The sequence below is a fragment of the Bartonella sp. B10 genome (assembly GCF_053794435.1).
Map to the genome: position 1 here is coordinate 18,464 of NZ_CP200030.1, position 23,231 is coordinate 41,694.

General features: G+C 35.0%; 20 protein-coding genes, 3 tRNA genes and 2 pseudogenes. 15 read left to right on the plus strand and 10 right to left on the minus strand.

What is annotated here, in order from left to right:
* The first annotated feature begins 44 nt into the window (after positions 1-44).
* Together V3565_RS00070 and nusB are read left to right on the plus strand one after the other, a co-directional pair.
* Positions 45-503 carry a 6,7-dimethyl-8-ribityllumazine synthase gene (locus V3565_RS00070; RefSeq protein ID WP_455478319.1) on the plus strand — a complete coding sequence of 153 codons (459 nt, stop codon included), beginning with the start codon at positions 45-47 and terminating at the stop codon, positions 501-503.
* A gap of 2 nt (positions 504-505) precedes the next feature.
* Positions 506-982, plus strand: coding sequence for a transcription antitermination factor NusB (nusB, locus tag V3565_RS00075; protein ID WP_455478324.1), 477 nt, complete (start codon positions 506-508; stop codon positions 980-982).
* 46 nt (positions 983-1,028) lie between these two features.
* Here nusB and V3565_RS00080 read toward each other — a convergent pair whose 3' ends face one another.
* The gene (locus V3565_RS00080) at positions 1,029-1,469 is read right to left on the minus strand and encodes an outer membrane protein assembly factor BamE (RefSeq protein ID WP_455478886.1); all 441 of its coding nucleotides are present in this window, start codon (positions 1,467-1,469) and stop codon (positions 1,029-1,031) included.
* 288 nt (positions 1,470-1,757) lie between these two features.
* Between V3565_RS00080 and V3565_RS00085 the strand changes: the two genes are divergently transcribed.
* The 5 genes from V3565_RS00085 to V3565_RS00105 all read left to right on the plus strand — a co-directional run bounded on the left by V3565_RS00085 (position 1,758) and on the right by V3565_RS00105 (position 5,672).
* Positions 1,758-2,309: a DUF177 domain-containing protein gene (locus tag V3565_RS00085; protein WP_455478320.1), complete on the plus strand. Its 552-nt coding sequence runs from the start codon at positions 1,758-1,760 to the stop codon at positions 2,307-2,309.
* A 159-nt stretch (positions 2,310-2,468) separates the two neighbouring features.
* Positions 2,469-3,539, plus strand: a complete 1,071-nt coding sequence (gene plsX / locus V3565_RS00090) for a phosphate acyltransferase PlsX (RefSeq protein WP_455478321.1) — start codon at positions 2,469-2,471, stop codon at positions 3,537-3,539.
* Positions 3,540-3,588: 49 nt separating this feature from the next.
* Positions 3,589-4,563, plus strand: coding sequence for a beta-ketoacyl-ACP synthase III (locus tag V3565_RS00095; RefSeq protein ID WP_455478325.1), 975 nt, complete (start codon positions 3,589-3,591; stop codon positions 4,561-4,563).
* Positions 4,564-4,641: 78 nt separating this feature from the next.
* Positions 4,642-4,965 carry an integration host factor subunit alpha gene (locus tag V3565_RS00100; protein WP_455478326.1) on the plus strand — a complete coding sequence of 108 codons (324 nt, stop codon included), beginning with the start codon at positions 4,642-4,644 and terminating at the stop codon, positions 4,963-4,965.
* Positions 4,966-5,165: 200 nt separating this feature from the next.
* On the plus strand, positions 5,166-5,672 hold the full coding sequence (locus tag V3565_RS00105; protein ID WP_455478327.1) for a MerR family transcriptional regulator: 507 nt from the start codon (positions 5,166-5,168) through the stop codon (positions 5,670-5,672).
* Between the two features lie 23 nt (positions 5,673-5,695).
* On the opposite strand, the gene thrS is transcribed toward V3565_RS00105, so the two are convergent.
* Both thrS and yidD read right to left on the minus strand, forming a co-directional pair.
* Complete coding sequence (thrS, locus tag V3565_RS00110) at positions 5,696-7,672, minus strand: threonine--tRNA ligase (RefSeq protein ID WP_455478328.1); 1,977 nt, start codon at positions 7,670-7,672, stop codon at positions 5,696-5,698.
* Between the two features lie 121 nt (positions 7,673-7,793).
* Complete coding sequence (gene yidD / locus V3565_RS00115) at positions 7,794-8,147, minus strand: membrane protein insertion efficiency factor YidD (protein ID WP_455478329.1); 354 nt, start codon at positions 8,145-8,147, stop codon at positions 7,794-7,796.
* Positions 8,148-8,453: 306 nt separating this feature from the next.
* On the opposite strand from yidD, the gene folE reads away from it, so the two are divergent.
* The 5 genes from folE to V3565_RS00140 all read left to right on the plus strand — a co-directional run bounded on the left by folE (position 8,454) and on the right by V3565_RS00140 (position 12,247).
* The gene (gene folE / locus V3565_RS00120) at positions 8,454-9,077 is read left to right on the plus strand and encodes a GTP cyclohydrolase I FolE (protein ID WP_455478330.1); all 624 of its coding nucleotides are present in this window, start codon (positions 8,454-8,456) and stop codon (positions 9,075-9,077) included.
* Positions 9,078-9,194: 117 nt separating this feature from the next.
* Positions 9,195-9,279, plus strand: a tRNA-Leu gene (locus tag V3565_RS00125).
* Positions 9,280-9,478: 199 nt separating this feature from the next.
* On the plus strand, positions 9,479-10,663 hold the full coding sequence (locus V3565_RS00130) for an alpha/beta hydrolase (RefSeq protein WP_455478331.1): 1,185 nt from the start codon (positions 9,479-9,481) through the stop codon (positions 10,661-10,663).
* 142 nt (positions 10,664-10,805) lie between these two features.
* Positions 10,806-11,300: a hypothetical protein gene (locus V3565_RS00135; RefSeq protein WP_455478332.1), complete on the plus strand. Its 495-nt coding sequence runs from the start codon at positions 10,806-10,808 to the stop codon at positions 11,298-11,300.
* Between the two features lie 581 nt (positions 11,301-11,881).
* Complete coding sequence (locus tag V3565_RS00140; RefSeq protein WP_455478333.1) at positions 11,882-12,247, plus strand: response regulator; 366 nt, start codon at positions 11,882-11,884, stop codon at positions 12,245-12,247.
* 127 nt (positions 12,248-12,374) lie between these two features.
* Here the strand turns inward: V3565_RS00140 and rpsI are convergent, their stop codons facing one another.
* Together rpsI and rplM are read right to left on the minus strand one after the other, a co-directional pair.
* Positions 12,375-12,860 carry a 30S ribosomal protein S9 gene (gene rpsI, locus V3565_RS00145; protein WP_455478334.1) on the minus strand — a complete coding sequence of 162 codons (486 nt, stop codon included), beginning with the start codon at positions 12,858-12,860 and terminating at the stop codon, positions 12,375-12,377.
* 2 nt (positions 12,861-12,862) lie between these two features.
* A complete protein-coding gene (rplM, locus tag V3565_RS00150) occupies positions 12,863-13,327 on the minus strand; it encodes a 50S ribosomal protein L13 (protein WP_455478335.1) in 465 nt (154 codons plus the stop codon).
* A gap of 301 nt (positions 13,328-13,628) precedes the next feature.
* Between rplM and recJ the strand changes: the two genes are divergently transcribed.
* Positions 13,629-15,413 carry a single-stranded-DNA-specific exonuclease RecJ gene (gene recJ, locus V3565_RS00155; RefSeq protein ID WP_455478336.1) on the plus strand — a complete coding sequence of 595 codons (1,785 nt, stop codon included), beginning with the start codon at positions 13,629-13,631 and terminating at the stop codon, positions 15,411-15,413.
* 17 nt (positions 15,414-15,430) lie between these two features.
* Here recJ and parE read toward each other — a convergent pair whose 3' ends face one another.
* The 4 genes and pseudogenes from parE to V3565_RS00175 all read right to left on the minus strand — a co-directional run.
* On the minus strand, positions 15,431-17,488 hold the full coding sequence (gene parE / locus V3565_RS00160) for a DNA topoisomerase IV subunit B (RefSeq protein ID WP_455478337.1): 2,058 nt from the start codon (positions 17,486-17,488) through the stop codon (positions 15,431-15,433).
* An 83-nt stretch (positions 17,489-17,571) separates the two neighbouring features.
* The gene (gene lipB, locus V3565_RS00165) at positions 17,572-18,309 is read right to left on the minus strand and encodes a lipoyl(octanoyl) transferase LipB (protein WP_455478338.1); all 738 of its coding nucleotides are present in this window, start codon (positions 18,307-18,309) and stop codon (positions 17,572-17,574) included.
* 111 nt (positions 18,310-18,420) lie between these two features.
* Positions 18,421-19,292 (minus strand): annotated as a pseudogene (locus V3565_RS00170) (TPM domain-containing protein).
* A gap of 20 nt (positions 19,293-19,312) precedes the next feature.
* Positions 19,313-19,807, minus strand: a pseudogene (locus tag V3565_RS00175) (LemA family protein); the annotation flags it as partial.
* A 739-nt stretch (positions 19,808-20,546) separates the two neighbouring features.
* On the opposite strand from V3565_RS00175, the gene V3565_RS00180 reads away from it, so the two are divergent.
* Positions 20,547-21,521, plus strand: coding sequence for a YopJ/AvrA family T3SS effector serine/threonine acetyltransferase (locus V3565_RS00180; RefSeq protein ID WP_455478339.1), 975 nt, complete (start codon positions 20,547-20,549; stop codon positions 21,519-21,521).
* A 1,176-nt stretch (positions 21,522-22,697) separates the two neighbouring features.
* Here V3565_RS00180 and V3565_RS00185 read toward each other — a convergent pair.
* A tRNA-Val gene (locus tag V3565_RS00185) sits at positions 22,698-22,773 on the minus strand.
* Positions 22,774-22,998: 225 nt separating this feature from the next.
* On the opposite strand from V3565_RS00185, the gene V3565_RS00190 reads away from it, so the two are divergent.
* Positions 22,999-23,075 (plus strand) — tRNA-Asp (locus tag V3565_RS00190).
* Positions 23,076-23,231: the final 156 nt, after the last annotated feature.

Consider the following 23,231-nt stretch of genomic DNA (forward strand, 5'->3'; position numbering starts at 1 on the left):
TGTAGTTCAAAATTTTTTAATTAAATTTTTTATGGAGTCTTTTTATGACCAAAGAAGTACGTCAAAACTCTCATATTTTAATTGTTGAAGCACGTTTTTATGATGATATTTCCGATGCACTTCTTTTGGGTGCTGTGAATACTCTAAAGGATGCTAAATCAAGCTATGATATTATTACAGTTCCAGGAGCATTGGAAATACCGAGTGCAATAGCTTTTGTTGAAAAAAACAGTGAGGTATCTTATGATGGTTATGTCGCTCTTGGTTGTATTATTAGGGGCGAAACATACCATTTTGAAATTGTTGCGGATAATTCTTGTCGAGCACTGATGGATTTAACTGTTCGTAATAACTTGGCTATTGGAAATGGTATTTTGACTGTTGAAAATGAAAAACAAGCATGGGTGCGTGCAAAACAAGATAAAAAAAATAAAGGTGGTTTTGCTGCTAAAGCTGCTTTATGTATGATAGCTCTAAAAAGGAGATTTGGAGATAATCATTAAATATGGCTGATATAAAAAGCAGATATTCTCCGCGTTTAGCTAATAAACGTGGCGCGGCGAGGCTTGCTGCAGTGCAGGCACTTTATCAAATGGATATGGTAGGCACTGGTGTTATGGAAACAGCAGCAGAATATGAGGCCTATCGTTTAGGAAAGAATGTTGATGGAGATCAGTATCTTGATGCTGATTTCCAATGGTTTTTGTCTATTATAGCAGGTGTTGTACAGGATCAAAAATTGCTTGATCCTATGTTACATCAACAACTTTCTGCAGAGTGGTCACTCTCACGTCTTGATTCTATACTGCGAGCAATTTTGCGTGCAGGTCTATGGGAATTGATAAACCGTAAAGATGTTCCAGTAGCTGTTGTTATGAATGAATATGTAGATATAGCAAAAGCGTTTTTTGAAGGCGATGAGCCAAAACTTGTTAATGCAGTTCTTGATAGTATGGTAAAAGAAGTACGTTCCAAAAAATAAAAACACAATCCCGATGTTATCGGGGTTGTGTATGGGTGATTACAGTTTAATTACGGAGCGGTAAATTTGCATTATAGGATGATAAATTAGTAGAGCCTTTGATAATTTGGATCAAGAAAGGCTGATCTGTGGTAGCTGTTGGTGTGGTTTGCGCGATGAAATCAAATACCTGACCATCTTGCAGACCGTAATTAGCTATTTTACTAACTTGATTATTCTTATTGAAATAAATGGCCAAAACTTTACGATCAATGATCTTAGTTTTCATAAACTGCATCCCACGGTACCGAGTTTGCGAGATATAATAATAAACCTCATTGTCATATTTTGTTTTTAATGATGGGGTTCCTAAAGTTAAAATAACCTGCTCTTGACTTGATCCAATAGAAATAGAATCAAGAGCATTCTGATCGAGGATATATCCTTCCTTATATATCTGGCTTAAACCTGAGGAATCAGTAAGGCTACAACCTGTAATCGTTGACATGCTAGCTGTTAACAAACTAATCAATAATTTATATTTGATTAAAACTACTCTGCGGGGAATCCAGAACAATTATATCTCCTTTTACACTCAGACATACAATAAGAAGAAGGCAGCTTCAGATTTTCTTTCACTTTAACTTGATATACCATAGCTTATTGCATTGAATTTCCTTGTTATAAAGCACATTATGCCATATAGAGCTTTTTTAGAAAAGAGAAAAGTGAGTAAAGTGTGTTCAGCTAAATGAAAGCGCGATATGTTATACCTTTGCATATCTAGGAGTTGCCAATGAATGTTCAAAATACTTCTAACATGACATTTGCTTTGGTGTATCCAGTATCAGTATCCCAATTACCTATCAAAGGCATAAAGGTTCATATTCGTGCTGATCAGAGAGAGTGTACGCAGTTAGCTAAGAATCATGATTTAATTAAGGTAAAATTTTGCGAAGGAAAATTTCATATCTTACCATGGAAAAAGCGTGGGGTACGTGTAAAAGGTTCATTACGAGCATGTATAATACAGTCGTGTGTTATTACATTAGAACCGTTAGAAAATTTTCTCCATGAAAACATTAATATCGCCTTTGTCCCTGCAGATTCAAATTTGGCCAAACCGAAAATATCAGAGGATACAAGCGAGTTGTTTTTGGATGCTGACGGACCGGATATACCAGAAATTTTTTATGGTAATAAAATTGATATTGGTGCAGTTATGGAGGAGTTTTTTGAGTTATCAATTGACCACTATCCGCGTAAAGAAGGTGTAAAGATGGGCAATATCGAAAGTTCAAGTGAAGTTGAGCAAAGAGCATCACCATTTTCTATTTTAAAAAGTTAAAAGTGATTATAAATACGTAACAAATTATCTGTTGTGTACCAGAATAAAAACGATATTTTTATGAAGCTATCTCGTATAGTATGTTTCGGTGTAGTCTAGTAGTAAAAAAATTGCGACACAACTTTAAAATTATAAATTAAAAATATAGGATGTGTAAGCGTGATTAGAATTTCTGTGGATGTAATGGGTGGTGATCATGGTCCAGAAGTGACTATTGCAGGAGCTGCAATTGTACAAAAATATTTGCCAGGTATTTATTTTTTATTTTATGGTATAGATGAGGTTGTTAAGCCAGTTTTAAAAAAATATCCTTGCTTATCTTCTATATCGCGTTTTTGTCCTACGGAAAGTTATACGCGTATGGATGAAAAGCCAAGTCAAGCACTTCGTGTTGGACGTGGTAAGTCATCAATGTGGTATGCGATTGAGGCTGTAAAAAACGGTGAAGCTGATGCATGTGTTTCTGCCGGTAATACTGGTGCACTTATGGCAATGTCTTATTTTTGTTTAAAAATGATGGCAGAAGCTGAACGTCCTGGAATTGCTGGTATTTGGCCAACGCTTCGAAATGAGAGTATTGTTCTGGATATTGGTGCAACAATTGGTGCATCTGCCAGCCAATTGGTTGATTTAGCAGTGATGGGAGCTGGTATGTTTCGCGCCTTGTATCACATTGAAAAACCAAGTGTTGGACTCTTAAATGTAGGAGTTGAAGAAGTAAAAGGCCTTTATGCAATAAAAAAGGCTGGAACGATATTGCGTGAAGTGCAATTAGAAGGATTAGAGTATAAGGGATTTGTTGAAGGAAATGACATTGGAAAGGGAATAGTGGATGTTGTTGTAACAGAAGGATTTTCCGGTAATATCGCTTTAAAAACAGCAGAAGGTACTGCGCGGCAGATGGGAGAAATATTAAATACTGCTATGTGCAGTTCTTTTTTTTCATACCTTGGTTATTTTTTATCGCGGGGTGCTTTTCGTATACTAAAAAATAAAATGGATCCAGACAGAGTCAATGGTGGAGTTCTTTTAGGTTTAAATGGTGTCGTAATAAAAAGTCACGGTGGCGCTAGTGCTAGTGGTTTTGCTTCTGCTATCCGCGTCGGTTATGAGATGATCAATAATAGACTCTTAGAAAAGATAACTGCTGATTTACGGCGATTTCATGAAAATAAAGCAACATTTTTTGATAAAGAAGATGAAGCAACAATTAATGGGAAGATCATATGATCAGTATTAATAATGCAAGTATAAAATCTCACAAAAAGGTTAAATTCGTATGATTCGATCAGTTATATGTGGTGTAGGAAGTGCCTTGCCAAAAAAAAGCTTATCGAATGATGAAGTTGCAAAGTTTGTTGAAACATCTGATTCGTGGATTGTTCAACGTACAGGAATACGCCAGCGTTACATCGCTGATGAAAATGAAACAACTGTTTCTTTAGGAGTAAGAGCCGCTCAAGATGCACTTATAAATTCAGGTTTGACAATAGAAGATATTGATTGCATTATTTTAGCAACTTCAACACCGAATCATACTTTCCCTGCTTCCGCAGTTGAAATTCAGCATGCTTTGGGAATGAAACATGGGTTTGCTTTTGATCTGCAAGCTGTCTGTTCTGGCTTTATTTTTGCTTTAACGACAGGGGATGCTTATCTACGCTGTAGAGCAGCTAAGAGAGCTTTAGTTATTGGATCTGAAACCTTTTCTAGAATTTTAAATTGGAAAGATCGCACGACATGTGTCCTATTTGGTGATGGTGCTGGTGCTGCTATTTTAGAATCTCAAGAAGTGGAAAATAATTTTACTGATGGTTGTGGTATATTATCTACAAAATTGCGATCTGATGGTGCATATATAAATAAGCTATACGTTGATGGAGGTCCGTCAACAACACAGACAACAGGTCATTTATGTATGGATGGACGAGAAGTTTTTAAGTATGCAGTTGGTATGATAACTGATGTAGTTTATGATTGTTTTGCTGCTGTTGGTATAGATTCTTCACAATTAGACTGGTTTGTACCTCATCAGGCTAATAGGCGTATTATTGAAGCATCGGCTAAAAAACTAGGAATTCCCTTAGACAAAGTTGTTATTACTATTGATCAACATGGTAATACATCTGCAGCATCAGTGCCATTGGCTTTAACAACGGCAGTTCAAGATGGAAGAATTAAAAAAGGAGATCTTGTCATGTTAGAAGCTATGGGAGGTGGTTTTACATGGGGAGCAATTCTAATTCGTTGGTGAGTTATAGTTGCTTGACCATATTTGAATAAAACGTATAAATCACTATTATAATTTTTAATGTTTGAATGGGCGGTTATAATGGCAAGTAAGACGGTAACGCGTGCAGATTTGGCGAGCGTAGTTTGTAGGAAAGTGGGCTTGTCACACACTGAATCAGCAGCTTTGGTTGAATTAGTTTTAGATGAAATTTGTAATTCACTGATCAAAGGTGAATCAGTTAAATTGTCTTCCTTCGCGACTTTTCAGGTTCGTAATAAAAATGAACGTGTTGGACGCAATCCAAAAACAGGTATTGAAGCACCTATTTCATCTCGACGTGTTGTAACATTTAAAGCTGCAAATGTGCTTAAACAAAAAATTTTAGATTCACATCGAGCAAGACAAAAAGATAATGTTACATAGATGAGCGTTATAGCGATGTAATTATATTATCTGTTAAAGAGTTTTTTATAAGAAATATTTTTAAATTTTATTTTACACGTAAGTTTTTTAAGTTAAATACAGTTTAACGCGAGCTTATTTTTGACTAGTTTTGTTGAGAGATTAAAATTTTATCAACAGCAATAAGATCGTGTATGCAATTTTAGGTATGGTGGTACGATATGGATAAAAACTCCGATGCTTTTCGCACCATTAGCGAAGTAGCGGAGTTATTAGGGCTTCCGCAGCATGTGTTAAGATTTTGGGAAACACGTTTTACGCAAATTAAACCAATGAAACGTGGTGGTGGGAGGCGTTATTATCGTCCAAGTGATGTTGATTTACTAAATGGTATTAAACAGTTACTGTACGATCAGGGCTATACTATAAAAGGTGCTCAGCGCCTTTTGAAAGAGAACGGTGCTGCGTTTGTGATTGCGTTTGGTAATGGCGATCTAGATGCTATGAAGGTAGTAATAGAAAAGAAATATGTAGGACAGGCATATGAATCCGCTCGCAATAAACCTCAAAAATCTTCTTTTGGGCTTTTAAGTTTTATGAAAAATGAAGGAGAAGCATCGATCGGTGCGGTTAGTACTTACAAAGATAAAACGGATAAAGCATTATTGCAAGAAACATTATTTGAATTAATTGAATGCAAACGTGTACTCGACAGAGCACGGCAATAACTGTTTTTTATTTTTAGTACGTTTTAAGAGTTCATTAGACGGCGCAAATCTGGTGGTGTTGCTTCATTTGATAGTTTTTTAATTGCCTCTTCTACAGATAAGGAAGTTTGGTCTGTACTTCCTAATCGACGCATACTTATACTGTTTGTTTCAGATTCACGTTTACCACATACAAGAATTACAGGCACTTTTTGTAAAGAGTGTTCACGTATTTTATAATTAATTTTTTCGTTTCGAAGATCTACTGTTGCTAAAAGGCCATTTGCTTTGAGCTTTGCAGTTACTTTTTTTGCATATTCATTTGCTTCAGAAGTAATTGTTGCAACAACAATTTGTTGAGGTGCAAGCCAAAGTGGCATATGTCCTGCAAAATTCTCGATCAATATACCAAGGAAACGTTCCATTGATCCAAAAATCGCTCGATGGATCATAACAGGTTTTTGCTTTTCTGAATCTTTGTCAATATAAAAAGCGCCAAAACGTTCAGGAAGGTTAAAATCTACTTGCGTTGTTCCACATTGCCATTCGCGACCGATAGCATCTTTTAATGTATATTCAAATTTTGGTCCATAAAATGCTCCTTCACCGAGAAGAATACTTGTTTTAATTTTTCCTGATGATTCTTTTTCAATCATTTTAAGAACAGATGTCATGACATTCTCAACATGATCCCATAATTTATCTGAACCGATGCGCTTTTCTGGACGTGTTGACAGTTTAAGGCTTATTTCTTCAAAACCAAAGTCAGCATAAGTTGATAATATTAGATCATTAATACTAAGGCATTCGGAAGCTAATTGCTCATCTGTACAAAAAATATGCGCATCATCTTGTGTAAAACCACGTGCGCGCATAAGACCATGCAAAGAACCTGAAGGTTCATAACGATGAACGAGACCGAATTCAGCGAGCCTAATAGGTAATTCACGATAAGACTTTAAGCCATGTTTAAAAATTTGAACATGACCAGGACAGTTCATTGGTTTTAGAGCATAAACATATTTATCATCACAATCATCATCAGCAGGGATTGCTTTAAACATATTTTCTTTATACCATCCCCAGTGCCCAGATGTTTCCCAAAGTGATTTATCGAGAACCTGTGGTGCATTAACTTCAGCATATTGATGATCGTCAAGACGTCGGCGCATATAACTGATTAAATTTTGGAACATTTTCCATCCTTTTGGATGCCAAAAAATCATTCCTGGACTTTCTTCCTGAAAGTGAAATAAATCCATTTCACGCCCTAAGCGTCGGTGATCACGTTTTTCAGCCTCTTTTAGCATATCAAGGTAAGCTTTTAAATCATTATCGTTAGCAAATGCTGTTCCATAAATTCTTGTTAACATAGGATTATTGGCATCTCCACGCCAATAAGCTCCTGCGACTTTCATTAATTTGAATGCACTTCCAATCTGACCAGTTGATTGCATGTGTGGACCACGGCAAAGATCAAACCAGTCACCTTGATAATATATTTTCAAAGTTTGATCTTCTGGGATGGAATTAATAAGCTCTACTTTATAAAATTCTTTTTTTTCAGAAAAAACTTTTTGAGCTTTTTCTCGAGACCAAATTTCTTTTTTAAAAGGTTGATTACGTTGAATAATTTCATGCATTTTTTTTTCGATGATGTTGAGATCATCTAAAGTAAAAGGTTGTTTACGTGCAAAATCATAATAAAAACCATTTTCAATAACTGGACCGATTGTAACTTGCGTATCAGGGAATAGCTCTTGTACTGCTTCGGCTAGAACATGCGCACAATCATGACGTATTAATTCAAGAGCACGTGGATCATCTCGGGTAATGATTTCAACTTGACCAGATTGGTTTAATGGATCTGAAAGATCTCGAGTAATGCTGTTAAGATTATAAGCAACTGCTTTCTTTGCAAGTGATTTAGAAATAGATTCCGCTAATTCCAAACCGGTCATTTCAACGGGGTAATCACGTTTTGAACCATCAGGAAAAGAGAGAGAAACAAAGCGAGACATTAAGGGCACTCCTTTAATCCAATTCCGCTGACGATTGCGGATAGTTTCGTGAAAACCTAGCGATGATCAGTTAAGACAACGAGTGATTTCTTCTATCAATACACATAAGAAAAGAAAAGAATTATTTGTTGTGTTTAATGGAAATTTTCCAATAGCGCCAAGGTTTATAAAAACAGCAAAAATCTCCAAGAGATGTAGGAACTGGGTCAAACCCACTTGTCCCAAATGGACCACAACGAATAATACGAAAAAGTCCCATCCATGCACCAGCCCACAATCCGTGACGCGCTATTGCTTCATAAGTATATTCTGAACAAGTTGGCATATGACGACATTGATTACCTATCAAACTTGAGAATGTTATTTGATAGAAACGTATCAATAATATGCCAACTAACCTCCCAGGAGTTTTTTTCCAAAGACCTGTGTAATTTCTATTTTTCTTCTTTTTTTTTCTAGAATGTGCTTCAAGCATTTATGTTTCTTTGGTTTGTTTAATGTTATATTTTCATGATCTTTATGAGTAAAATTTGTAATTATATAATTTTGAAGATATACAGTAATTGTTTGTTTACATAGGTGTTTTCTTTTGACATTGTATCTTTTTTACGCGCAGAATATCGAATATTTACGTTACCATAAACATTGTAGATTATGATCTATTACATGAAATTTATAGTACTACAATTGTTTAAGCTTTTAATTCGATTATATAAAGATTATACCAAGTGAAATAAATATATGGCAAATGCCTTACCATATGGTAAGCTCGGAGTTTTTGATGCATCATGTTATTAAAAAAGATACTATAGACCCATTTTCAACTGAAATGAAGCGCCCTAGTATTGAAGAAGTAGAAGAAGCTGTTCGCACATTGCTGTTATGGGTAGGAGAAAATCCAAGTCGAGAAGGGCTCTTAGATACTCCTGTGCGTGTAGTCAAAGCATATCGTGAGCTTTTTGTTGGTTATAGTGAATCAGTTGAAGAAATATTGGGAACGGTTTTTGAAGAAGTTTCAGGATATAGTGAATCAGTAATAGTGAAAGATATTTCTTTTTATTCACATTGCGAACATCATTTAATCCCGATTGTTGGTAAAGCGCATATTGCATATCTACCTGATACAAAGATTGTCGGGCTTTCAAAAATTGCACGTGTTGTGAATATTTTTTCTCGTCGTTTACAGACGCAAGAATCCATGACAGTTCAAATAGCTGATGCTTTAAAAAAACATCTAAGACCTCGTGGTGTTGCAGTATTGATTGAGGCTGAACATATGTGCATGTCCATGAGAGGGATACAAAAGCAGGGAGCCACAACAATTACAACAAGTTTTCATGATTATTATGAAAAAGATCAAATTGCTCAAGCTAATTTTATGATGATGGTTCGCGGATCATCATGAGGTGTGTACTTTATAAACAGATATAATAAAATAATTTATATAAAAATAAAAATTGGCTTGTGGCATGTGTTGTGATTTGTTAAAGCTGAGGTGCTATTATGTTTGGCTTCACCATATGCGGTCGTGGCGGAAGTGGTAGACGCGCAGCGTTGAGGTCGCTGTGGGGCAGCCCGTGGAAGTTCGAGTCTTCTCGACCGCACCATTTTTGCTTTTTGTAGCTAATGACGAATATGGTTGCAAAGGTAGTTTTAGTACGCATTGTGGCAGTTTTTTTTCTTCAGATTGTTTTATTAGTGCGTGCTTGGGTAATAGCTTTACTTCAGTTTTTTTTGGAAGCAGTATATTTGCGCCTGTAGGCTTGAAGTGTTAGGTTTATTTCAATGAAACTGGGTAACTTTACCATGAGCAGTACAATGTTTTTAAGGTATTTAACGCTCTTTATTTGTTTTGTGTTATTAACAGCCTGCAGTAGGTCACGAGCTGTGCTGTGGCATGGGGTGCATGCTACACCATCTATGATTGCAGCACAGAGAGAAGTTGAAGAAAAAACTATTCTCCCAAAGGCTATAGTGCCAGTATATGTTGCTACATGTCGAATGATGCAAGATAATTATTCTCAGCCTTACGGATCAGAACGATCAAACAAAGTGCACTATAATCGCATTGACATAGGAATCCCTCAACAGCATGTAAAAGGTTCAGTAGAAACAAATGCGTATAAACCTACTCATGATAAGTATTTTGCAGCAGTAATGTTAAAAAAATACGATAACAGGGAACAATTTAAGAAACAACTAAATATTGCTTTGGCAAACAAACCAAAAGGAAAAAAAGAAATTTTTCTTTTTATTCATGGTTATAATAACAATTTTGCAGATGGCACATTTCGTGCAGCACAATTTACTCATGATTATTCTTTGGATGTTGTAACAGTGCATTATTCTTGGCCTTCTGCTGGGTCAATACCCCTTTATATTTATGATCGTGATAGCGCTAATTTTGCGCGTCATGGATTGATAGAGCTTTTGATACTCATCAGTGAAACTGACGCTGATCAAATTTCAGTCATTGCACATTCAATGGGTAATTTTGCTATAATGGAGGCATTTAGAACTTTAGCATTACAAGGAAAATACAAGCCAATTCTTCGCATTACAAGTTTTTTAATGGCTGCACCAGATATTGATCTTGATGTATTTGAGAGGCAATTAAACGATATTAAGATGTTGCCTCGTCCGACAGCTATTTTGGTATCTCGCACGGATAAAGCTCTTGCGGTCTCTGGGCGTCTTACAGGAGGGCATCCTCGATTAGGAGATGGTTCAGATATAGAAATGCTGCGTAAAAATGGAATAGCTGTTCTGGATTTCTCTGATGTGGATGGCGGAGCGCACAACGTATTTGCATCTTCACCGACATTAATGGCTCTTTCTCGAGAAGGTTCTTTGGCATCAACAATTATGCAGGGTACAGAGTTATCGCCTAGTCAAGCAATTCTTGCTGATGGTAGTAGTGTGTTGGAAGATACAACACATCTTATCTTGTATACACCTGTGCATCTTTTGTCTCCGCTGGCTAGACACTAAATGTGAAAAGATTGTAGTTATTTATCAGATATAAACCAGCTAAAGATAACATTTTTTAGCAATTTCTTTAGAATAGATCTATACAATCAATGACGAATAGTGGGATAGATGCTAATTAATGGATCTCTAGGATAATTTCATGATGGTTGCACAAAAACGTCTTACCAATACTCCCACATTGGTTGATTATTTATCTCATTCCGCAGTAAAATTGCTAGATATTCATACTAAGCTTTTAAAAGCAAAAGAAGATAATATAGGAGAAGAATCAAATTTATTGCGTCAAATCGATTCTACTAAAAAACAGCTAGATGAGATAAGCCGTGCTCTTATTTTAGAATATCGCAAACGTCAAGAAAATGAGAAATTTTTAAAACAAACTTTGTTATCGATTTCCAATCAACTTTTTTCACTCAATAATGATTTTAAAGAATCTAATCGTCTTTTCTTTCAGGAAATTAGAATACTTCAGTCTCAAATGCAGTGCTTTTATGAAAGCAAAGAGAAACAACATTTATTGAATAATCAAGAATCTTTTTATTCTCCGTCAAAAGTTGATGAAACTATTCAGTGGCTACAAAAAGCACGGAAAAAGCTCATGGTTGAAAATCCACATTTATTTGAAAAAGAATATTAAAGCAGAGAATAAAAGGATTTTTAAATTATGTATACTTGTAAGAATCTTTTAAACGTAATAAAAAATGTTAGTATGAATAACTTATCTATAAATAAAATAATTTTATAGTTGCTAAATATACTAAATTTTTTGCTGTATAGAATATAAAATTTATACTATTTTATAAATATAGAGATAAAATTTAAAAATATTATACATATAAAAATAAATAATTAGTTAGAAGAAGATATTAAAGTAATATTATAGATCATAAATCTTTTGATCTATGATTTTGTATGAATTGTTTTTTATACTTGTTTGGTTAAGTATAGTGCTGCAGAAAGAATTATAGAAATAAAAGTGATCATAAGTATGAAAAACTGATGTTTAGCACTTTTTATGATCAAATTTTCTCCTTTGTGATAACAAGGTAAAAAATGTATATATGATGTTATTATATGCATTAATTGCGTATTGGATATATTAAATAATCAATATGTTGGTCTGCAATTAGACAATTTTTTATCATTTTTTTCTCATTGAGAGGTGAGATACTTAGGTTTATATGTGTTCCTCATTAAAGAAGAGTGGAGTCATAATTAATGCTAAAGAAAGTTATGATCGTGGAAGATAATGAGCTCAACATGAAATTATTCCGCGATCTTGTAAAGGTGAGTGGTTATGAAACTATCGAAACGCGTAATGGGCTTATGGCGTTAGATTTAGCTCGTTCATCAATGCCCTCTCTTATTCTTATGGATATTCAATTGCCTGAGGTATCAGGGATCGATGTTATTAAGCAGCTTAAAAATGATGAAAAACTTAAATCCATCCCTATTGTTGCTGTTACAGCCTTTGCTATGAAAGGTGATGAGGAAAAAATTCGTGCAAGCGGATGTGAAGAGTATATGTCAAAACCTATTTCTGTTCCTCATTTTATCGCGATGGTAAAGCATTTCTTGGATTAAACATTCGTGTCGGATTTTTTGCTGAACTGTGGGAGAAAATACTAAAAATAAAATTCAGCTAGAGAAACACAAAAGCGCCCAAAGCTTTGTTATAAGCAAAGCTTTGGGTATTCTGTGAAAACCAAAATTAGCGCTTCGAAAATTGGAAAGAACGACGAGCTTTTGCTTTACCATATTTTTTACGTTCAACAACACGACTGTCACGCGTGAGAAATCCACCTTTTTTCAAAATTGCACGAAGCGACGGCTCATAATAAGTCAAAGCTTTAGAAATGCCATGGCGTACAGCACCTGCTTGTCCGGAAAGACCACCTCCCGCAACGGTTGCAGTGATATCAAACTGAGTATCTCTGTTTGTTGCAACAATTGGCTGACGAAGTATCATTCTAAGAACAGGACGAGCGAAGTATTTATCGAATTCCTTGTTATTGACTATTATTTTTCCAGAGCCTGGTTTAATCCATACACGAGCAACAGCATCTTTACGTTTTCCTGTTGCGTAAGCACGTCCTTGTGAATCAAGCTTTTGTACATGAATAGGAGCAACATTTTCACTAGCTTTTGCAGCACTCATTGTTGTACTAAGCTCAGAAAGAGAACTAATTTCAGCCATAATCAAGAAATCCTTTTGTTTTTGCGATTTAAAGCACCAACATCAAGAGTTTCTGGCTGTTGTGCAGTATGTGGGTGTTGGCTCCCAGCATAAACACGTAAATTCCTCAATTGTTGACGACCAAGTGGTCCACGAGGAATCATCCGCTCTACAGCTTTTTCAATAATGCGTTCAGGAAAGCGTCCCTCAAGAATTTGGCGAGCTGTTCGTTCCTTGATTCCACCAATATAACCAGTATGCCAATAATATTTTTTATCTGTATATTTTTTCCCGGTGAGAGCTATTTTGTCTGCATTGATCACAATAACATTATCACCATCATCAACATGTGGAGTAAACGTAGCTTTATGTTTGCCTCGTAAGCGGTTAGCAACGAATGTAGCAAGACGACCTAAAACAAGGTTCTCTGCGTCAATAACAACCCATTTTTTCACCACTTCAGTTGGCTTTTGTGAAAACGTTGCCATAGAAGTATCCTTTATTAAAATCTTTATAACATGAGGGCATTTTTTATTGCTTTACATTGAAAATATTTCTCAGAAAAAATCTAGAATACCCAACTTTCCATCTTGATATAATGTCTGGTTACTTGCGTCAAGAGAAAATAAAAACTTATAAAACAATATATTACAATTAAGGTATTATGATACCTTATATTTGTGGCAGCTTTCTTATATTCATTTAAAGGTACAACAGATGTTGCGATAAAATATTTTCTTTTTAACTTTTGATTGTATTTTATACACTTTCATTGTAAGATAAACGGCAATGCAGCAATCCTGTTATTTCCTCAATATTAAATCTTCTGCTTGCGGTCAATCTTGGTTAGATGCTCTCGATGCTCGAGGTGTGAGTAATGCTCGTTTTATCTCTCAAAAATTTGGTTTTCCAGATCAATTAGCTCGCGTTCTTTCGGCAAGAAATGTAGATGAATCTGAAGCTGTTACTTTTATTAATCCAAATCTGCGTACGTTAATGCCTGACCCAGAAAGTTTTGCGGATATGCAATGTGCAGCAGAGCGCATAGTTAGAGCCATTGTAAAACAAGAAAAAATTGCTGTTTTTGGCGATTATGATGTTGATGGAGCCTGTTCATCGGCGATCATGGTACGTTTTCTCCGTTATTTTGGTCTAGAAGTAAAGATTTATATACCTGATCGTATTATTGAAGGGTATGGGCCAAATGAACAAGCAATGAAAATGCTAGTGAAAGAGGGGGCTCATTTGATTGTTACCGTTGATTGTGGTGCAAATAGCCCAGATGCAATAAAGGCAGCGAGGCTTGCAGGTGCTGATGTTGTGGTTTTAGATCATCATCAAATGACAGAAATTCATAGGGAAGCTGTTGCCATAGTCAATCCTAATCGTCCTGATGATTTTTCAGGACAGGGTCATTTATGTGCTGCTGGTGTTGTCTTTGTTACGTTAGCATGGGTTAATCATTTATTGCGGAAAAAGAAATTGAAAAGGGACTTGCCTGATCTTTTAACTCTGCTTGATCTTGTTGCACTAGCTACCATATGTGATGTAGTTCCGTTACAAGGTGTTAACCGTGCTTTTGTAGTTAAAGGGCTTCAGGTTGCTCGTTCTATGCATAATCCTGGGATAGCATCTTTAATAAAGGTTGCACAGATAGGTGAGCCGCTTAATAGCTTTCATTTAGGTTTTTTATTAGGTCCTAGAATTAATGCAGGAGGACGTATTGGCGATCAAGCTTTAGGAGCATATTTGCTAAGTTGTGATGATAAAAGTGAGTCCAATAGAATAGCAGAACAGCTGAATTTGCTCAATCAAGAACGCCAAAAAATTGAGATGATGCAATTAGCTCAAGCAGAATCCTACATTGATTCTCTTTATCAAAACAGAGAAGCACCATCGTCTCTTGTGATTGCGCATCAAGAATGGCACCCAGGAATTATTGGTCTCATTGCATCTCGCTTAAAAGAGCGTTTTTTTTGTCCTGTTTTTGCAATTGCTTTGAGACCTGATGGAAGTGGTATAGGATCAGGCCGTTCAATTAGTGGAATAGATTTAGGAGCTTTTGTTCATGAGGCAGTTGCATTAAATTTATTAGAAAAGGGAGGTGGCCATAGTATGGCGGCTGGAATTACTATTCAGTCAACAAAAGTTGAAATTTTTCGAGAATGGTTGGAAGAAAAAGTTTCTTTAACGGTTACGCAGTTGCGGGCTAAGAGATCCCTTCATATAGATGGTTGCCTTTCTGCTTCTGGGGTTAATAAGGATCTTTTTGATATGATTGAGAAAGCCGGTCCATTTGGTTCTGGGAATACTACACCTGTTTTTGTTTTTCCTTCTCATCGATTAGTTAGTTTATGTGAGATTGGAAAAGGACATCTTCGTTTAATTATTTCTAATATTGAAGGTAAAAAATTGCAAGGAATGGCTTTTCGTTCAGCTGGAACACCTCTTGGTCATTTTCTTTATGAAAACATTGGTAAAAATATTCACGTAGCTAGTAGTCTTAGTTTGAATTATTGGAAAGGAACCATCAACCCACAGCTCCGAGTTATTGATGCTGCTGAAGTAGTTTAAAATAGATATCTTTAAAATTAGATATCTAAATTTGAAACAAAAGTAGAATTTTCTTGTATAAATCGAAATCGTGCTTCTGGCTTCGTTCCCATTAAACTATCTACTGTATTTTTAGTTTCTTGCATGTAATCTGCATCAATAGAAACGCGTAAAAGTGTACGTTTTTGAGGATGCATTGTGGTTTCTTTAAGCTGTTCAGCGCGCATTTCACCAAGGCCTTTGAAACGCCCAATTTCTATTTTTGTTTTTCCTGTAAATTCAGTTTTTAACAATTCATCCTTGTGGGTATCGTCGCGTGCATAGGCAACTTTTCCCCCTTGTGATATTCTGTAAAGAGGAGGAACAGCTAGGTATAAATGTCCTTGATGAATGAGATCAGGGATCTCTTGAAAAAAGAATGTAATTAAGAGTGAAGCGATATGAGCACCATCGACATCCGCATCTGTCATGATGATGATACGCTCATATCTAAGATCTTCTTCACGATATTTGGAGCGTGTGCCGCATCCAAGAGCAAGTATAAGGTCACTAATTGTTTGGCTTGAACTCATTTTTTCTCGTGCAGCACTGGCTACATTTAAAATTTTTCCGCGAAGAGGTAAAATAGCTTGGTTTGCTCTGTTTCGCGCTTGTTTAGCAGACCCACCCGCGGAGTCTCCTTCAACAATGAATAATTCAGCACCAGCAGCAAAATTTTGGCTACAATCCGCCAATTTACCCGGAAGGCGCAATTTACGTACAGTAGTTTTTCGATTTATTTCTCTATTTTGGCGCCGTTTAACGCGTTCTTCAGCTCTTTCTATAACCCAATCAAGAAGTTTTGTTGATTCGTGCGGAGAATTTGTTAGCCAATGATCAAAAGGGTCTCGTATTGCATTCTCAACGATACGTTGTGCTTCGATTGTAGCTAACCGATCTTTGGTTTGTCCTACAAATTCAGGATCTCTGATAAAGACTGAAAGTATTGCTATCGTTGAAATCATGACATCGTCGGCTGTAATGATAGAAGCGCGTTTGTTTCCAATTAATTCAGCATAAGATTTTAATCCGCGCAAAAGAGCTTGTCGCAGTCCTGTTTCATGTGTTCCTCCTTCTCCGGTAGGAATAGTATTGCAATAAGACTGTACGCAAGAATCACCACCATACCAAGCTATAGCCCATTCAATTGAAGCGTGACCATCGCGTTGTTTGCTTTTACCGGAAAAAATTTCTGATGTTATTCGATACTCATTTTCTAATGAAGATAACAAGTAATCTTTAAGTCCATCAGGAAAGTAAAAAATATCTTTTTCAGGAATATTTTTTCTACTTTCAAGTATAATTGGATCACAATTCCAACGAATTTTTACTCCACCAAAAAGATAGGCTTTGGAGCGTGCCATTTTATAAATTTTTTCTGGATCAAAAGTAGCATTTTCACCAAAAATTTTACTATCAGGATGAAAACGAACCCGCGTACCACGACGGTTATAAACATTACCCAAATCTTCTAAACCAGATTGAGGAATTCCGCGTGAAAACCGTTGTCGGTAAAGTTTGCGTTCTCTAGCTACTTCAACTTCCATATCATCAGAAAGGGCATTAACAACAGAAATTCCTACTCCATGTAATCCACCAGCAGTTTTATAAGCTTTGCCATCAAATTTTCCACCTGAATGTAGTTGCGTCATAATGACTTCAAGAGTGGATTTGTTAGGCATTTGAGGATGATTTTCTACGGGAATACCGCGTCCATTATCGGTAACCGTTAGATAACCATCTTTATCTAATGATACATCAATTAAATCTGCGTAACCGGCAACAGCTTCATCCATTGCATTATCAATAATTTCTGCGAATAAATGATGAAGTGCTTTGCTATCCGTACCACCTATATACATTCCAGGACGCAAACGCACAGGCTCTAAGCCTTCAAGAACTCGAATAGACAGGGCATTATAGCTATCTTTTTGCGTATCTTCATCAGAAGTCATAGCTTCTGATCTCACTGTAGTTTGTAGATTTTCTTTTTTCGTTTTTACTTGAAGAGGAACATTATCTAAAATACTAAAAAGATCATTACTGTTATTGCTCATAGTATTTTTCTATCGATCTAATGAGAATAAATCCTTAATTACAATAAATTCTATGCCTGTTTTTTATTTATAAATCAACAAGTTTAGAAAACATCAATTGTTGGACCAAAAATTTGCTCAAATGTCTGTCTCAGAGCAGTATCAATATCATGCATTGTTATAGACAAGCCTAAATCAAATAAGCTAGTTACACCGTGTTTTGTGATTCCACAAGGAATAATTCCAGAATAATGTGCTAAATTAGGATTAATATTAATAGAAATACCATGGAAGCTTATCCATTTACGTACACGAATACCAATTGCAGCAATTTTATTTTCAGAAAAGACGCCATTTCTTTTTGATGAGTAATCATGCTGTTTTACCCAGACACCAACTCGATCTTCACGGCGTTCACCTTTAATATTAAATTTCATAAGCATTTGTATAATCCACTCTTCTAGTGCACTAATAAAAGCGCGGATATCTTGTTTTCGGCGTTTGAGGTCAAGCATGACATAAGCAACACGTTGTCCTGGTCCATGGTATGTAAATTCACCGCCACGACCTGCTTCATATACAGGAAACAAATTAGGCACAAGCAGATCTTCTTTATTCGCACTTGTACCAGCTGTATAAAGGGAAGGATGCTCAAGAAGCCAAACCTGCTCATGTGCAATTTTTGCAGAAATATTTTCTACGCGCTCTTGCATATAATGCAGTGCGTAGGGATATTCAACTAAGTTATTGCTCACTTTCCATTCAACAGGCAAATGATCTCTAATTGTTTTAAAGTGATGTGATAACTTATCACGATCAATACGTCTTGATTCAATTTTCATCGATAATACTTATTCTTGTATTATAGTTTATGTTATAATTAATAAAAATAATTGTAGAGCAAGATGTAGGATTATTTACTAATAAAGGTAGGATATTAGTAAATTTTACTTCTAAAAATACGAGCTATTTTGCCATTTTCTAGTTGCACCACTACCGCCTGACACTTGATGATCCGCCACAACTCCTGAATCCTCCTACACTTTAGTTCTTACCAAGTTCTTTATTAGAGAATTTACCTTTGGCATTCAAGTTAAGAAAACAGGGTGGTAAAGATAATGCCTCATCAAAGATACTTTTTGGAACCTATTTTTCATCGAAGATCATTGTAAAAATTGGCAAACTAATTATCGTGAAAAGGATTAAAAATACAACCATAGTGGCTATCATTTTATTTTTTTCAGCTTGTCTACGTTGGACTTCATTGGCTTTAGCTTTTTCTTTAATTTGGGAGGTGACATCAGAATCATCCTCTATAATGGTACTGGTAATTGCATTAATTGCTTCAACAATCCATCTTTATATAATTTTCTTCACGAAAGTTTAGAAGAATAAAATTGTTAATGATGACAACAGAAACAGCATTTGTTAATTTTCCTTCTAAACCATAACCAACTTAAATACGGACTGCACGTTCATTTGGCGCAATAGCTAGTAATACACTGTTATTGATATGCTTCCTACCTAATCCTCATGTACGAAAAAGGAAGTTGCTATAAGTTTCTATATCGTGTTCTGAAAGAGTAAGAATAGCTACAATAACAATTTGATCTCTTGTTTTTTGTTCCAGTATGGATAGTTTTTTTGTTAGACTTTCTATCGTTTCGTTATCAAGTAGGTGAGCTACGTCGTTAACATAGCCAGTTAAGAGAGGAAATTTAATTTTTGAATAAGAAATACTTCCTAATGCAACAATTAAACACAAAATGCTGATAATAGTGTATAAATATGCAGGGATGCTACGTTGGAAAGGATGTGAAACCATAGTCTTGCTCAGATCATTGTCATTGTTGGCATTGTTTTAAGTGCACGTACTGCCTCAATATAACCGCAGCGAGCGACAGAAATACAGTTTTCTGTTTTTTCTAATTGTGATGGAAGAGCAAGAAAATTTTGATTTGCTTTGAGATCTGGATAGTTTTCAACAATTACCATAAGGCGTGAGAGAACGCTTGATAGATTTATTTGATTACTAAGCATATCAGCATTGATATTTACCTATGTTGCTTTTGCATACGTTTAATTACGCTTTTAAAAAAAGTATTCTCATGAGATACATATGCTTTAACAGTTTTTACTGGATTAGGAATGAGATTAGCGCGACGTTGATATTGGTTAAATACTTCACTCCATCTTGCTGTACTTTTTCTTCATTTGTTGGTATCGTATTAAATCCACAGGAAGTCAAAGATGGCGCTAAAAATGCTAAAAAACAATGGTTAAAAATCGTTGTAAGATTATTATTATAGTACAATTCGGTACAGTTATGGTAATTGACATATTTGGAATAAAAATATCTCCGAGACTATTCTCTACCTTAATATAGGTTATGTATCTTATATAAAAAATATTTTTAATTGTGTAAACAGATTTTTTATAATTATTTTGAAAATAAATTATATATTTAAATAACAAAAGTTTTAGCTATTACAAAATATACTTTATTATTTATTCATATTATAACAATAATAATAAAAATATATTTATATATTATTATTTTAACTTTAACAAAATTTTTTTCTATTAATTTGAGTTTTGCTTTCTTGAATATACACAAAATAATTTAGCTATTTATCAATCTAAATATCGTGTTGATAAAGGTATTTTGTGATGATTTAGTGGACTTTCTTGTGTCAAAATAATTCGTATTATTGACTTATTTTAGAATTCATATCCAAGTCATCATTCTCTATTATATTTTTCCTAAAACGCAAAAGATTCATTGGCTACTTTGTTATCTGTTACTGATGGTTACAGATGCAAGTTAAGAATCTTTTCAATTTCTGTGCTTTTTTATTGAGAGTTTACGCTCTAGGTAATGACATAGCACCTTAATTAATTTTGCAATGAATCACGAGAAAATATAAATATTAGGATAAAAAATCTAGCTTTTTAGGTGATAATAAAAAATTCCCATTTTAGGACAAAAATAAAGCTAATGCAAGACATTATTTAGTCGAAATATTAAATTATTATCTTACGTCGATAGCGCAAATTATTAACTTGGAAAATTAATATTATGAAACCACAAGATTCGACAGAAGGAGCTACTGGCTCGTCAAAAACCAAAAATATTGATCTCGAGAGTGCGTCGTTAAATGATCTTCTCGAGCGTTTAGAGGAACTAAATAGAGAAGAAATAGAAGAAAAAATTATTGCTAAAAGGGAAGAAGGTGCCGTATCAAATACTGAAATATTGAAAGGTATTGTAACTAAGTTAGAGAGCGACATTGCTGATGGTAGTTGGATGCATGGAAATTATGCAGATATGGATCTCAAATGGATGCCCAAGTTAATAGAGCAGGCAAACAAGAAGTATCCAGAAATGCAGCTTAATTTTGCTACAACACCAGAAGAGGTTGTCGCATCAGTGAAGAAAATGGTCAATGAGGGAATTTCGTCTTCTAGGTTGATAACAAATGTAGGAGGTGAAGCAATTCATTTCTCAGTAATTGACCAGAGGAATGTTAATGGTGAAACATCATTGGTTTTGCTTGACACTACAACATTTAATAATCAGTATGCAGCGATATCAGCATTGAAGATAAAGACAGCTATTGAGGCTTCTCAACTACCTCATTGCTATTTTTCTATGGCAGAAATGGATATTCAGAGAAGTCCATCTGAATGTGGGATTTTAAGTTTAGCTTTAGCCAAAAAGCTTTATCGCGAATCGAATAAATTACAGAGATTACACGAAGACAATGTTCGTGGTGTTTTATGTAACAGAGATGTTCCTGTATCTTGTGAGCAATTGGATGAATATCTTCCGTCTACTTTTTTTAAACATGTACAAAGTTCTAAACGTCTCAGAGAGTATATGAAAGCAAATCCAAAAGATTTCCATAAGCCTGTTAACAAAAAAGGAGAAGATCTGTGTGAAAGGCGTGCTAAGAATTTAGTTTTGAAAGAAGAGAAAGATTCATCTGTGAGGGCTTTGTCTGTTTCGGCGCACAAGAAGAGGGTTACGGAATATAAGTCTTTGATGAGGTAGCGATATAATTTTTGATATTGTTAATTTGTGTATACGAGGAGGGGGGGGGTAGAGAAAGCAAATTGGGTATGTATTAAGGTACTCGAATTTTTGTTTTAGTTATTTCGTTAATTTATTTTTGCTTATTCTAAACTTTTTGAATTTCATTCTCTATTATTTGTATCGATATGAAACCTAGGTTTGCCAGTTCAGTATAGTGGTTGATCTTAATTTTATCGATCGTGTAATAATGGTACATTGTAGGGGATGGGAACGGAAATTACAAGTATAAGGGCTAAAATTATTTTATACAATAGGTTCCGCAGAGGCTATTTGATCAGATTACATAAAAATAATGCCTTGTCCTAAAGGCTCTTCTACACTTAAAATATTGAAGATTTTTGCTGTAGTTTGATATTATGTTTTGCATTAAGCGGAAAGGGGTGGGATTAGTTATGAATAAGTAATAGTTCATTGATTTTATGTATATTTTTTATCATTAATGCGTTTTTATCAAATTGGATTTTGATACCTAAAATCAAAAAAAGAGCAAAGAATCGCAAAAATCGAAATTTTTTGGCAAAAAGGGTAAGAGGCTTTGAAAAATCTTTAAAGGCTCTTAGCAAAGGCTCTTAGCGCCCCTCTTAGAAGCATGTTGAAAGAAATAAATTGGTGCAAAACGAAAAGGCCTGTTTTTTTATAATTTTTAAATTCTTATGGATGTTTTTGTATTTTCTTATATTTAAAGTGTCACTAACATGGAATGGAGATGAACGCCAATGGTAGCAGAAATTAGGAGGGTGTATCACTTACTGATCCAATTTTCATAAATTACTTTAAGGAAAAATCATTAAAATATATTTTTATAAGTTTTTAATTTATGAATACAATTCTTCGTTTTTATAAACAATAACAAAGAAAGTATCGTGATTTATGAGGCAAATTATTTATATAAATTGACTGTTTGAACTTGATGTGAACAGCTGATTGATGGTGTACGACATCCTCTTATGAAGTGCCTTTTCATAAGCAGTAAATTGTAAGGATTCAGAGAGTTCTTACAGAACATTTTTTATACATTGTACATTGTAAGAAGTTACACACTTTATAAGGGCGCGTTTGAGTAAACTATTCTTTTGCCTTTATTTACATATAAAGTGAAAAAAAATTAAAGCACTAAATGTTATAAAAATAGAATGGTGGGCGATGAGAGACTCGAACTCCCGACATCCTCGGTGTAAACGAGGCGCTCTACCAGCTGAGCTAATCGCCCAATGCAAAAACATACAATTAAGCTACCAGAGACCGTTTAAGGAATTTTTTTTCCTTACGCAAGGAAAAATATATTCTTTACCAATATTTTTTTAAGCAGAAATGCTTTTCTTGCTGTTTATTTAATTTTTTTTGAAAAAAAACACATAAGTTTGCTTGACAGAAATGAATGAACATCTTACACGACCTTGTATTACCAATTTATTGATTGGTTATGGAGAAGTGCGCGGGTGTAGCTCAGTTGGTTAGAGTGCTGGCCTGTCACGCCGGAGGTCGCGGGTTCGAGCCCCGTCACTCGCGCCATTTTAAAACTTCTTCTTAGATTTTCTCAGAATGTATAATTTGTATTTCAAGTCATGAATAGTGGCATTATTGGTTTTCGAACTCTATCTATGGTTTAAATTTCGTTTCTTTTTTACATGGTTTATGCTAATAGGGGCTTGCGTCTTTTTTTGCTCT

Coding starts and splice junctions, on each gene's coding strand:
- V3565_RS00070 (WP_455478319.1), top strand. CDS start 45: ATGACCAAAGAAGTACGTCAAAACTCTCATATTTTAATTGTTGAAGCA.
- nusB (WP_455478324.1), top strand. CDS start 506: ATGGCTGATATAAAAAGCAGATATTCTCCGCGTTTAGCTAATAAACGT.
- V3565_RS00080 (WP_455478886.1), bottom strand. CDS start 1,469: ATGTCAACGATTACAGGTTGTAGCCTTACTGATTCCTCAGGTTTAAGC.
- V3565_RS00085 (WP_455478320.1), top strand. CDS start 1,758: ATGAATGTTCAAAATACTTCTAACATGACATTTGCTTTGGTGTATCCA.
- V3565_RS00095 (WP_455478325.1), top strand. CDS start 3,589: ATGATTCGATCAGTTATATGTGGTGTAGGAAGTGCCTTGCCAAAAAAA.
- V3565_RS00100 (WP_455478326.1), top strand. CDS start 4,642: ATGGCAAGTAAGACGGTAACGCGTGCAGATTTGGCGAGCGTAGTTTGT.
- V3565_RS00105 (WP_455478327.1), top strand. CDS start 5,166: ATGGATAAAAACTCCGATGCTTTTCGCACCATTAGCGAAGTAGCGGAG.
- thrS (WP_455478328.1), bottom strand. CDS start 7,672: ATGTCTCGCTTTGTTTCTCTCTCTTTTCCTGATGGTTCAAAACGTGAT.
- yidD (WP_455478329.1), bottom strand. CDS start 8,147: ATGCTTGAAGCACATTCTAGAAAAAAAAAGAAGAAAAATAGAAATTAC.
- folE (WP_455478330.1), top strand. CDS start 8,454: ATGCATCATGTTATTAAAAAAGATACTATAGACCCATTTTCAACTGAA.
- V3565_RS00130 (WP_455478331.1), top strand. CDS start 9,479: ATGAGCAGTACAATGTTTTTAAGGTATTTAACGCTCTTTATTTGTTTT.
- V3565_RS00135 (WP_455478332.1), top strand. CDS start 10,806: ATGGTTGCACAAAAACGTCTTACCAATACTCCCACATTGGTTGATTAT.
- V3565_RS00140 (WP_455478333.1), top strand. CDS start 11,882: ATGCTAAAGAAAGTTATGATCGTGGAAGATAATGAGCTCAACATGAAA.
- rpsI (WP_455478334.1), bottom strand. CDS start 12,860: ATGGCTGAAATTAGTTCTCTTTCTGAGCTTAGTACAACAATGAGTGCT.
- rplM (WP_455478335.1), bottom strand. CDS start 13,327: ATGGCAACGTTTTCACAAAAGCCAACTGAAGTGGTGAAAAAATGGGTT.
- recJ (WP_455478336.1), top strand. CDS start 13,629: ATGCAGCAATCCTGTTATTTCCTCAATATTAAATCTTCTGCTTGCGGT.
- parE (WP_455478337.1), bottom strand. CDS start 17,488: ATGAGCAATAACAGTAATGATCTTTTTAGTATTTTAGATAATGTTCCT.
- lipB (WP_455478338.1), bottom strand. CDS start 18,309: ATGAAAATTGAATCAAGACGTATTGATCGTGATAAGTTATCACATCAC.
- V3565_RS00180 (WP_455478339.1), top strand. CDS start 20,547: ATGAAACCACAAGATTCGACAGAAGGAGCTACTGGCTCGTCAAAAACC.